Source organism: Enterococcus sp. DIV2379, assembly GCF_050542965.1.
Lineage (GTDB): Bacteria > Bacillota > Bacilli > Lactobacillales > Enterococcaceae > Enterococcus_D > Enterococcus_D entomosocium.
The window spans coordinates 1539120-1551174 of sequence record NZ_CP172938.1 but is presented as its reverse complement, the minus strand read 5'-3'; the positions used below and the strand labels follow the sequence as shown (position 1 = coordinate 1551174).

Here is a 12055-nt window from a genome sequence, read left to right as displayed (position 1 = left end):
ACGCTTACATCAATATCATTTCTCTGAACGACCATTCTCAGAATAGCTTCTTGGCATTTTTCAGGAAGCATACTTTTGGTGTTTCCCTTGGCATGATGTTACAGTAAGAATAACAAGAAAAAGGAGGAATTCTCTTGCGTTTAGAAAACAAAAAAATCATTGCCTTAGTCGACAATGATTTCGAAGATTTAGAACTTTGGTATCCGGTCCATCGGTTACGGGAAGAAGGCGCACAAGTCGATTTAGTCGGTGAAGAAGCGCATAAAACGTATATTGGCAAATATGGTGTACCCGCAGAATCAGCCTATGCTTTTTCTGATATTCACGCCGATGACTACGATGCCATCTTAGTTCCGGGTGGTTGGGCACCTGATAAATTACGGCGTTTCCCAGAGGTCATCTCTTTCGTGCGAACGATGGACAAAGACCAAAAAATCATTGGACAAATCTGTCATGCAGGCTGGGTCTTGATTTCTGCGAATATCCTGCAAGGCAAGACGGTTACCAGTACACCAGGCATCAAAGATGATATGACAAATGCTGGAGCCACATGGGTCGATACACCTGTGGTTACGGATGGACATATCGTTTCCAGCCGCCGTCCCCCAGATCTACCAGACTATATGCGGGAATTTATTGCTGTTTTAGAAAAGAAATAGTACCCATTGATCAGATTCAAAAGAGTTGCGACCGAAGGAAATACGGCCGCAACTCTTTTTTCTACCTATCGATCATTCGCTTATGATCGCTAATTTTTTGTTGCTTTTAGGGATTTTTTTCACACCGATAAAGGTCAATGCAGCACCCAAAACGGCAAACCCAGTCCCAATCAAAAGCATTTCCCAGACACCGAAGCTTTGGATCAGCATCCCCCCTAAAAGGTTGCCGATCACGCCACCGATCGTGGTAGCGATAATGATGATCGTTTGTCCAAAAACCCGGTCTTCATCTGCCAAACTATGGTTGAACAAATAAGCAGAAGCAGGAATAAACAAGGCAAAACTAACCCCTTGCATCAAATGGCTAATTTCCATCAGGATGATGGAGCTGATCAACAGCATCAGCACCCCACGAATGGCAAAGGCAACACTGGACAGCAACAGCCAAAAACGGCTAGACCGTATCCTCACTAACTGTTCAAAGAAAATCATACCCGGCAATTCGCATAACGCCGCAATCATCAGGGCGATGCCAACTTCCTTACTGCCACCGCCAATATCGGCAAAAATTTGTGCCAAAAAACTGTTGATCATCGTGTGGAAGCTAAAGAGAAAGCTAAACCCGACAAAGAGAAAGAGCAAAAAAGGATATTTTTTCAAAAAGGCACCTGAATGACTTTGTTCTGTAAGCATCACGGGCATTTCTGGCTTCTTGATCGCTGGCAGCAAAAGCAAAATAATGAGAAACAAAACGGCTTGCCCGATAGCGATCATTGGCAAAAGGGCTGCCGAAAACTCCTCTAAGAGCTGCCCCAGTAAAAAGGAGGTACCCGCAAATCCTAGTGACCCACCGGCACGCGAAAAGCCAAAATTGATTTTGTTGCCGCTATTCGTGTATTCAAACGCCAAGGCGTTGAGAAAGGACTGCATGGAAACGAGCAAAACCCCTCCTAAAACATAGGTCAGTATTGATAATGCAGGGACAATCACACCTGCTAAGAGCACCGCGACCACGCCGATTGTCATCGTTTTCAAGACAACGATCAGTGGTACTTTGCTTTTTTTGATAATGACTTGACTGATGAAGGGCTGCAAAATCGTAGACGCAATATTGACTAGGGCTAAAATACCGCCAATTTTTGCTGGATCGACCTTGAAATAAATCAAAAAGAGTGTCGCGAAGCCATAGATTGAGCAAAACATCATCCAATAAAGAAATTGCAAACTTGTGTAGTAAAACCGAATCCTCTTGTCACTTGCATGATTACGCATACATCCCCCACCTTATCCATATTCCTTAGCAACTAAATATAGCATAGAACCGATGGATTTACTATCCTTCTATAAACAGAAACCGCAGTTTTATTTGAAACACTAACCCACAACAAAAAAGCGCAGCATAGTATCCTGCGCTTTTCCTACTGCTTCAACTATTTAGAGCTGTTGGAAGGCTTGCGTGAGATCTTCCAATAGATCGTCGATGTTTTCCAATCCAATGGATAAGCGAATCGTCTCTGGACGAATTTTGGCTGCTGCAAGTTCTTCTACGCTAAGCTGAGAATGGGTCGTCGAAGCTGGATGGATGATCAAGGACTTTGCATCGCCAACGTTCGCCAGTAGCGAGAAGAGCTTAGTTGCGCCACAAAAGGTTTTGCTTGCTTCTGCCCCACCCTTTAATCCGAAGGAAAAGACCGAACTGGTCCCTTTGGGGAAATACTCCTGCGCCCGCTTAAAATAAGGACTGTCCGGCAGGGTTGGGAAATGAACCCAAGAAACTTCCGGGTGCTTGGCTAAAAATTCAGCAACTTGTTGCGCATTTTCTACATGACGTTCCATCCGCAACGAGAGGGTCTCGATGCCTAAAAGCAACACCCATGAATTGAAGGGAGAAATCGCAGCACCTGTATCCCGTAAAAGAATCGTTCGGGCCCGAGTGATATAGGCAGCGTTACCAGCGGCTTCTACCCATGAAATTCCATGGTAACTATGATCGGGATCGACCAGCTTGGGAAATTTGCCGTTTGTCCAATCAAAGTTGCCACTATCAATAATAGCCCCTCCTAAAACAGCCCCGTGACCACCGAGGTATTTTGTCGTGGAATAAACGATGATGTCCGCACCATGCTCAAACCCTCGAAAAAGATAGGGAGTCGCAAAGGTGTTGTCAATGATGAGGGGAATCCCGGCTTCATGAGCGATCGCTGCAATCTTTTTAAAGTCGGCAATATCAATATCTGGATTGCCTAAAGACTCTAGAAAAACTGCTTTGGTATTTTCTTGGATGGCTGCTTTTAGTGCTGGTAGATCTTCACTATCGACAAAGCTTGTGGTGATGCCAAAATCTGGCAATGTATGGGCGAACAAATTATAGGTACCGCCATAAATTGAAGCGGCAGAAACGATATGATCTCCTGCTTGCGCGAGATTTAAAATTGCATAGGTGATCGCTGCTGAGCCAGAAGCCGTAGCTAACGCACCGACACCACCTTCTAATAGGGCTAATCGTTCTTCTAGAACCGCGGTCGTCGGATTGGTAATACGGGTATAGATATTGCCGCTCTCACTAAGACTAAATTTCGCTGCCGCTTGGTCAGCATCATCAAACACATAGGATGTGGTTTGATAAATGGGTACGGCGCGACTTCCTGTGGTAGGATCTGGTATTTGTCCTCCGTGTAATTGAATCGTCTCAAATCTTTCTGTCATACTATTCCTCCTTAATAATGCAAATAAAAAAGCCCTCTGATATCGAGATATCAAAGGACGTGTTTACGTGTTACCACCTTTATTCAAGCAGACTTTCCAGCATGCTTCTCAGCAAGTACGCGACAAATTAACGTCGTTATACTCTGACGCGATAGCGGGCGCACCCGGATCTCCTTATCTTTCGTACAAGTTCAGAAGATCACCTCTGAGGCCATTTTCGATTGATCCTACAAGTTCTTCTTGCACCTTACGAAGACTCTCTACGCTTGCCAAATCAATTTACTTTCCTCATCAACGGTTGAAATATTAAGAGCATCGTATCATTTCCAGAAGATTCTGTCAATAGACCAGATCGTTTTATTTTTGGTGATAAAAAAACTCGTTCACCAAATGATGAACGAGTTTCACAAAGCTTAAATGTGGATTGGTAATCCTAGAGCTAACTCAGCAGCATCCATTGTGATCTCACCTAGAGATGGATGTGGATGGATCGTTAGCGCGATATCTTCTGCGTTCATGCCAGATTCAATAGCAAGAGCAAGTTCTGAAACCATATCGCTTGCTCCTAGACCAGCAATTTGCGCACCGATGATCACATTGTCTTCAACCGTTGTTACTAAGCGGATGAATCCTTCAGTTTTTCCTAGAGATAACGCACGACCGTTACCTGAGAATGGGAATTTGAATGCTTTTGCTTCAATTCCAGCATCTTTGGCATCTTTAATCGTCATACCGACAGAAGCCAATTCTGGATCAGTAAAGGCAACTGCTGGCATTGCTTTGTAATCAACGGCAACTTTTTTACCAGAGATTGCTTCAGCAGCGATTTTTGCTTCGTAGCTAGCTTTATGTGCTAATGCAGCACCAGGTACGATATCACCAATTGCGTAGATGTTTGATACGTTGGTACGGCCTTGTTTGTCAACCGTGATCAATCCGCGTTCGCCTACTTCAACACCTGCTTGTTCTAAGCCCATGTCATCAGTATTTGGACGACGACCAACAGTAACCATCACGTAATCAGCAGTAACTGATTCTTCTTTACCATCTACGGCATATTTCACAGTTACGCTATCGCCATTGTCAATTGCTTCTTTCGCCATTGCGTTGGTAACGACTGTTACACCTTTTTTCGCAAAGTCTTCTTCAACCAATTTGACCATGTCTTTTTCATAGGTTGGCAAGATTTGAGGAGAGCCTTCAAGGATCGTTACTTCTGCCCCTAGGTTTGCATAAGCTGCACCTAGTTCAGAACCGATGACACCGCCACCGATAACAACGAATTTTTTAGGAACTTCTTTTAATGCCAATCCGCCAGTTGAATCAAGAACACGTCCGCCGAATTTGAAACCAGGGATTTCAATTGGACGAGAACCTGTTGCGATGATTGCATTGTTGAAAGAGTATGTTTGTGCTGAATCTGGGTGGATGACACGCAATGTGTGATCATCAACGAAGAAAGCTTCTCCTTCAATCGTTTCTACTTTGTGTTTTTTCAATAGGAAACCAACACCTGAAGTTAATGTTTTAACGACTTTGTTGTCTTTCCATTCTTGAGTTTTGGTAAAATCAAGGGAAACATTTTCACTTGTTACACCAAACATTGTTGAATCCAAAGATTCTTGATAATGATGACCTGCAGCGATCAAGGCTTTTGAAGGGATACAACCAACGTTCAAACAAACACCGCCGATGTATTCTCTTTCAATGATTGCTACTTTTTGTCCCATTTCAGCAGCGCGGATGGCAGCTACATAGCCGCCAGGTCCCGCACCGATTACAACTGTATCTAATTCAACAGCAAAATCTCCAACTACCATTTGTTAATCATCCTTCCATCATTAATAGCTCTGGATCAGCTAATAGACGTTTGATATTATTCATTGCTTGTTGCGCTGTTGCGCCATCAACGATACGGTGGTCGAAGCTTAATGAAAGTTTCATCACACGTCCGACAACGATTTCGCCTTCAGCGTTTACGATTGGTTGTTGCGCGATTGTACCTACACCCAAAATAGCTACTTCAGGGTAGTTGATTACTGGAGTGAACCAGCCGCCACCAACTGAACCGATGTTACTGATTGTGATGGTACCATTACGCATATCATCTGCAGCCAATTTGCCGTCATGAGCAAGTTTTGCTTTTTCGTTGATTTCATCAGCGATAGCAAACATGCCTTTACGATCTGCATCTTTTACGTTTGGTACATACAACCCATGGTCAGTATCTGTTGCGATACCGATGTTGTAATAGTTTTTGTATACGATCTCTTGTTTTGCATCATCGATCGACGCATTCAAGATAGGGAATTTTTTCACTGTTGCAGTCAATGCTTTTACAACATATGGTAAGAAAGTAAGTTTTGTGCCGTTTGCAGCAGCAACTTCTTTGAATTTCTTACGATTATCCCATAGGTTTGTTACTTCAACTTCATCATGCAAGGTTACATGAGGTGCTGTTTGTTTGCTGTTTACCATCGCTTTAGCGATTGCTTTACGTGTAGGTGTTAAGGCAACACGTTCTTCTAAATCACCTAAGTTTGATTTGAAGGCTTTTGCTGGAGCTGCTGGTTTGCTTTCAGTTGCTGCAGCTTTTGTTTCTTCTTTCGCAGGAGCTTGAGTTTCAGCTTTTGCAGCTTGTCCGCCACCTGATAGGAAGTTTTCGATGTCTTCTTTTGTTACACGTCCGCCTTTACCTGTTGCTGATACTTGGGAAATATCCACATCTTTTTCGCGAGCGAATTGACGGACAGAAGGCATAGCCAAGACACGTTTGTTAGGATCTGCTGCTTCAACAACACTTGCTGAACCAGAAGTTTCCACTTTTTCTTTTGGTGCTTCTGCAGGTGCGCTTGATGAAGCAGGCGCACTGTTGTGACCAGGTGCGTCGATTTCAACTAAAACATCACCAACATTTGCAACTGTTCCTTCAGCAACAACGATGTTTTTCACTGTTCCTGTTACTGGAGATGGGATTTCTTCGACTGATTTGTCGTTTTGAACTTCAAGCAACGTATCGTCTTCATTGATGGTATCTCCTGCTTTAACGAACCATTTTACGATTTCGCCTTCTGCAATTCCTTCACCGATATCTGGTAATTTGAATTGGAAAACGCCTGCGCCTTCAGAAGAACCAGCTGATGCTTCAGCCGTTTCCGTTGTAGGTTCTGCTGCTGGTTTTGCTGGTGTTTGAGACTCTGCTGCTACACCTGCATCGCCTTCGTTGTCTTCATGTCCTGGTGCATCGATCTCAACAAGGACATCTCCAACGTTTGCGACTGTACCTTCAGGGACAACGATGTTTTTCACTGTTCCTGTTACTGGAGATGGAATTTCTTCCACTGATTTATCATTTTGAACTTCTAGTAAGGTATCATCTTCATTGATGGTATCCCCTGCTTTGACGAACCATTTTACGATTTCGCCTTCTGCAATTCCTTCACCGATATCCGGTAATTTAAATTGAAATGCCATTTTCTATTCTTCCCTTCTTCAACTATTAAAAGTTCACGATTTCTTTCACTTTGTCTTCGATGTCTTTTGCATTTGGCAACCAAATGTTTTCAGCTTGACCGAATGGGAAGATCGTATCTGGTGCAGACACGCGTCCGATTGGAGCTTCTAGTGATAGAACCGCACGTTCAGAAATTTCAGAAACGACTTGAGCGCCAACACCTGCTTGTTTTTGTGCTTCTTGAACGACAACCACACGACCAGTTTTTTCAACTGATTTGATGATCGTTTCAACATCAAGAGGAGCAACTGTACGCAAGTCGATAATTTCAGCGTTGATGTTTTCTTTCGCTAAGTTGTCAGCAGCTTTGATTGCTTCACGAACCATTGCACCATAAGTGATGATTGAAACATCAGAACCTTCACGAGTTACTGCTGCTTTGTCTAAAGGAACTTCGTATGCTTCTTCTGGCACTTCTTCACGGAATGAACGGTAAAGTTTCATGTGCTCTAAGAAAACAACTGGGTCATTGCTGCGGATAGAAGCAATCAATAATCCTTTTGCATCATATGGGTTTGATGGAATAACGACACGGATACCAGGTGATTGAGCGATCAATCCTTCCAAGTTATCTGAGTGCAATTCTGGTGTGTGCACACCGCCACCAAATGGTGAACGAATAGTGATTGGTAAATTACGTGTACCACCCATACGGTAACGAGTACGCGCCATTTGACCAACGATTTCGTCAAATGTTTCAAATACGAAACCAAAGAATTGGATTTCTGGAACTGGACGGAAACCTTCTAATGCTAAACCGAAAGCCAAGCCGCCGATACCAGATTCAGCAAGAGGGGTATCGAAGACACGATCTTCGCCGAATTTTTCTTGTAAACCTTCTGTTGCACGGAAAACCCCGCCGTTTTTACCGACATCTTCACCAAAGACTAAAATCTCTTTGTCATTTTCCATTTCAACAGCTAAGGCATCTGTAATTGCTTGAATCATTGTTTTTTGTGCCATGACTATTTCGACTCCTTCGCTTCGTAAGTTGCAATTTGTTCTTTAATGTTTTGTGGTTGTACTTCAAACATGTTTTTCAAGAAATCTGAAACTTTTTGTTTTGGCACGCGGTCCGCTTCAGCGATCGCTGCTTTGATTTCTTCTTTTGTTTGTTCAATGACTTGTTCTTCTTTTTCTTCAGACCAAAGTCCTTTTTCAGTTAGGTAAGTACGGAAACGTACCAATGGATCTTTTTGTTGCCATTCGCTGTCCATGTCTTTTGACCGGTAACGGGTTGGATCATCACCAGACAATGTATGTGGACCGTAACGGTAAGTCAAGGTTTCAATCAATACAGGACCGTTGCCGTTTGCTGCCCATTCACGAGCTGCTTTAGAAACATAGTACACTGCCAATGGATCCATACCGTCAACTTGGATACCAGGGATCCCAGCTGCTGCAGCTTTTTGTGCCAATGTTGGTGCCGCACTTTGTACTTCACGAGGTGTAGAGATCGCAAAACCATTGTTTTGGATATAGAATACAGCGTTTGCATGGTAAGCCCCTGCAAAGTTGATTGCTTCATAGAAGTCCCCTTGTGAAGAACCGCCATCACCTGTATAAGTGAATACAACATTTTTCTTGTTGCGTTTTTTCAATCCTAAAGCAACGCCGGCTGCTTGGACGTATTGTGCACCAATAATGATTTGTGGTGGCAATGCTTTTAAATCTTCTGGATAAAGGTTCCCAGCAACGTGGCCACGTGACCATAAGAAAGCTTCTTTCAATGGCAGACCGTGTTGGATCAATTGTGGTACATCACGGTAACCAGGTAATAAAACGTCTTCTTTTTCAAAAGCAAATTGACTTGCTAATTGGCTTGCTTCTTGTCCAGCAGTTGGCGCGAAGAAACCTAGACGACCTTGACGGTTTAACGCAGTTGAGCGTTGGTCTAATACACGAGACCATACCATACGAGTCATCAATTCAACTAATTCGTCGTCACTTAAATCTGGTACTAACTCTTGATTTACAATTTTCCCGTCTTTGTCCAAAGCTTGGTAAGTTGGAAAATCCGCATTGACTTGCTCCAAAATCGCTTGGAAATCAAGTGCTTTTTGTTTTTTTGCCATCTTGACACACTTTCCTCTCTGATATAAAAATTCACTTTCGTATGTAACAGGGTTTAAATCTGTACTATCGAAATTTCATTTACTCTTATAAATTATCATTTAACTTCGAAAATGACAAGTGAAAAGGGTATTTTTTTTAATAAAAGAATTCCCACTGTAGCAACTCTTAAGAAAACATTAGTGAAATTAATCACATTAAAGCAATCGCTTTCTTCAATTTTTTCTTTTCAGATTCTTTTTTTTATTTAAGAATAGTACAGCATCCACCATTCCGCTAAACAGATTTATCATTAACCTCCTTTTATCACTTGTGAAGGATTCGACTTGAATCAAAGAGAAATTTCTTAATATGAGAAAAAAATAATACAGAGAACGGATAAAAAGAAACAGATCGGCGATTCTCCCCCTGTTAGGAAGAACGCCGACCTGTTTTTTTAAATCCATTCTCTCGTGACATGAATGTAAATGCGTTTCGCAAACTCAACTGTTACTAAATAAGCTAGATTGATACCGACATACCATGGCCAGTAACTTGATGGCAGTGCTGCAAAATCAAAGACGGTATGCAATGGCGTCAAGATGACCAAGAAGCCAACTGCAATCGCTAGAACACTTGAAATCAAAACTGCAGGTGATGCGATACTTTTGATAAATGGTAATTTTCTCGTTCTGATCATGTGAACGACTAAGGTTTGTGTCGTCAAGCCAATCATAAACCATCCTGCTTGGAACAAGGCTTGCTCTTGGATGGTATTTGCACTAAAGACATGCCACATCATAAAGAAAGTCAAAATATCGAAGATGCTGCTGACAGGTCCAATGCCGACGGTAAACTTCAATAGTCCACCCACTTGCCATTTAACTGGTTTTTCTAACTCTTCTTTATCTACGTTGTCCCATGGGATCGTCAATTGGGCCATATCGTACACCAAGTTTTGAACCAACAGTTGAATGGACAACATTGGTAAGAAAGGTAAAAAGGCACTAGCAACTAAGATCGAGAACACATTCCCGAAATTCGAACTCAACGTCATTTTGATGTACTTCATCATATTGGTAAATACTTTGCGGCCTTCGATGACCCCTTTATCAAGGACATTCAAACTTTTTTCTAATAAAATGATCGAGCTGGCATCTTTGGTGATATCTGCTGCGGTATCAACCGAGATACCAACATCTGCTGTACGTAAAGCAGGCGCGTCGTTGATGCCATCTCCCATAAAGCCGACCGTATGGCCTGCCGCTTGAATGGTTTCAATGATTCGGGATTTTTGCATTGGATTTAATTTTGCAAACAGATTAGTTTTTGCAGCTTTCTCTGCTAACTCTTCATCTGACAGATGATCTATATCGGTTCCTAACAAGTATTCATCTGCATCAATACCAACATCTCGACAAACTTTTTGCGCAACGATCGCATTATCTCCCGTTAACACTTTGACATTGATGCCATGACCGTGTAAAGAAGCAATCGCTGTTTTTGCTGTTTCTTTTGCTGGATCTAAGAAGCCCATAAAGCCAATCATGATCATATCTTGTTCATCTTCTACAGAATAAACGGCATCTGCGTGGGCATCTCGTTTTACAGCAACAGTCAACACGCGCATTCCTTGTTTATTCAAGCGCAAATTCACTTGACGCAATTGTTTTCTCAATTGAGGAGTCAATTCCATCACTTTGCCATCAACTTCTACGTACTTGCAGACTTGTTCCATTTCCTCGGCGGCACCTTTAGTGACCATCAGTTGATGACCATCTGCATTGACAACAACCGTCAAGCGGCGACGTGAGAAGTCAAACGGAATCTCATCGATTTTTGTCACATCGTTAAATGGCGCTGCCAAGCCTTCTTCTTCATAGTAGTTTAAGACAGCAATATCCATCAGGTTTTTCCACCCTGTTTGATAGTAAGAATTTAAATACGTCATATCAAGGACTTGTTTATCTTCTACGCCAAATGGGTTTAAATGCTGTACCAGTACAACACGATCTTCGGTGATCGTACCCGTTTTATCGGTACATAGTACATCCATTGCACCTAAGTTTTGAATCGAAGGCAATTCTTTGACGATCACTTTTTCTTTTGATAAAGAGATCGCCCCTTTGGCTAAGTTACTGGTGACGATCATTGGTAGCATTTCTGGCGTCAAACCAACTGCTACTGCAATCGCGAAGAACAACGCTTCGCCCCAATCACCCTTGGTCAAACCATTGATCAGTAAAACGATTGGGAAAAGAACCATGACCATTCGCAACAATAGCTTGCTGACTTTTGTTAAGCCATCTTCAAAGGTTGTTTTACCCCGTTTCGTCGTCGCATTTTTGGCAATATCACCGAAGAAAGTACTTTGACCGGTTTTCAAAATAATGGCTTTTCCTTGACCACTTAAGACATCGGTACCCATGAAAACAAGATCTTGCATATCTAGTGCAGAAATTTGTTCATCGCTTTCTTTGATCCCAGCATCGACAAATTTTTCAACTGGCATTGATTCGCCTGTTAATGAAGATTGATTGATAAATAAATCTTTGGTCCAAATCAAGATCGCATCCGCAGGAATCATATCGCCGGTTGCTAAGGTGACGATGTCTCCTGGAACGACTTCATCCATTGGAATTTCTCTCGTGATTCCATCTCGAGTGACGGAACAAGTATTTTCAATAAGTTCTTTTAACGCTAAGCTTGCTTTTTGGGAACGGTATTCTTGGACGAAAGTAATCATGACACTGGCTAAAATCATGATTCCCATCACGATCACTGCTTCAATATCGCCTGTTACAAAAGAAATAACCATTAATAATGCCAAAACTAACACAAAAGGATCTTTGAAAGCACCTAGGATCATCAACCAAGCAGGTGTTGGTTTTTGCGCATCTACTTTGTTTGGACCATACTCTGCCAAACGTTCTGCAGCATCTTCTTCCGATAACCCTTGGAAGGATGTCCGCATTTCCATCAGCAGTTCTCTTTCGGTCAATTTTGCCAGTAATTTTAGTTCTTGATCTTTCGATAGTTTTTTTAACATCTTTTTTTCCTCCTAGCACTTAGGAGTTGCTTACGCCACCCCTAGCGATTCGATAATTACTCCGCTGTTTCATCT

Annotated in this window: 8 protein-coding genes and 1 other annotated feature; of the genes, 1 reads left to right on the top strand and 7 read right to left on the bottom strand. The window is 42.3% G+C overall.

Annotated elements, in window-relative coordinates; all coding sequences use genetic code 11:
* Positions 1-134 precede the first annotated feature (134 nt).
* A complete protein-coding gene (locus IGI92_RS07140; protein WP_005236373.1) occupies positions 135-659 on the top strand; it encodes a type 1 glutamine amidotransferase domain-containing protein in 525 nt (174 codons plus the stop codon).
* Between the two features lie 72 nt (positions 660-731).
* Here the strand turns inward: IGI92_RS07140 and IGI92_RS07135 are convergent, their stop codons facing one another.
* The 7 genes from IGI92_RS07135 to mgtA all read right to left on the bottom strand — a co-directional run bounded on the left by IGI92_RS07135 (position 732) and on the right by mgtA (position 11980).
* Entirely contained in the window at positions 732-1931 is a 1200-nt protein-coding gene (locus IGI92_RS07135) for an MFS transporter (protein ID WP_086332318.1), read from the bottom strand.
* Between the two features lie 162 nt (positions 1932-2093).
* Positions 2094-3365: an O-acetylhomoserine aminocarboxypropyltransferase/cysteine synthase family protein gene (locus tag IGI92_RS07130; RefSeq protein WP_430608371.1), complete on the bottom strand. Its 1272-nt coding sequence runs from the start codon at positions 3363-3365 to the stop codon at positions 2094-2096.
* A gap of 50 nt (positions 3366-3415) precedes the next feature.
* Positions 3416-3669, bottom strand: a binding site (T-box leader).
* A gap of 109 nt (positions 3670-3778) precedes the next feature.
* Positions 3779-5185: a dihydrolipoyl dehydrogenase gene (gene lpdA, locus IGI92_RS07125; protein ID WP_005230052.1), complete on the bottom strand. Its 1407-nt coding sequence runs from the start codon at positions 5183-5185 to the stop codon at positions 3779-3781.
* Positions 5186-5192: 7 nt separating this feature from the next.
* A complete protein-coding gene (locus tag IGI92_RS07120) occupies positions 5193-6839 on the bottom strand; it encodes a dihydrolipoyllysine-residue acetyltransferase (protein WP_005236379.1) in 1647 nt (548 codons plus the stop codon).
* Positions 6840-6864: 25 nt separating this feature from the next.
* The gene (locus tag IGI92_RS07115; protein ID WP_005230047.1) at positions 6865-7842 is read right to left on the bottom strand and encodes an alpha-ketoacid dehydrogenase subunit beta; all 978 of its coding nucleotides are present in this window, start codon (positions 7840-7842) and stop codon (positions 6865-6867) included.
* 2 nt (positions 7843-7844) lie between these two features.
* A complete protein-coding gene (gene pdhA / locus IGI92_RS07110) occupies positions 7845-8954 on the bottom strand; it encodes a pyruvate dehydrogenase (acetyl-transferring) E1 component subunit alpha (protein ID WP_005231936.1) in 1110 nt (369 codons plus the stop codon).
* 434 nt (positions 8955-9388) lie between these two features.
* A complete protein-coding gene (mgtA, locus tag IGI92_RS07105; protein ID WP_005236382.1) occupies positions 9389-11980 on the bottom strand; it encodes a magnesium-translocating P-type ATPase in 2592 nt (863 codons plus the stop codon).
* Between the last annotated feature and the right edge of the window lie 75 nt (positions 11981-12055).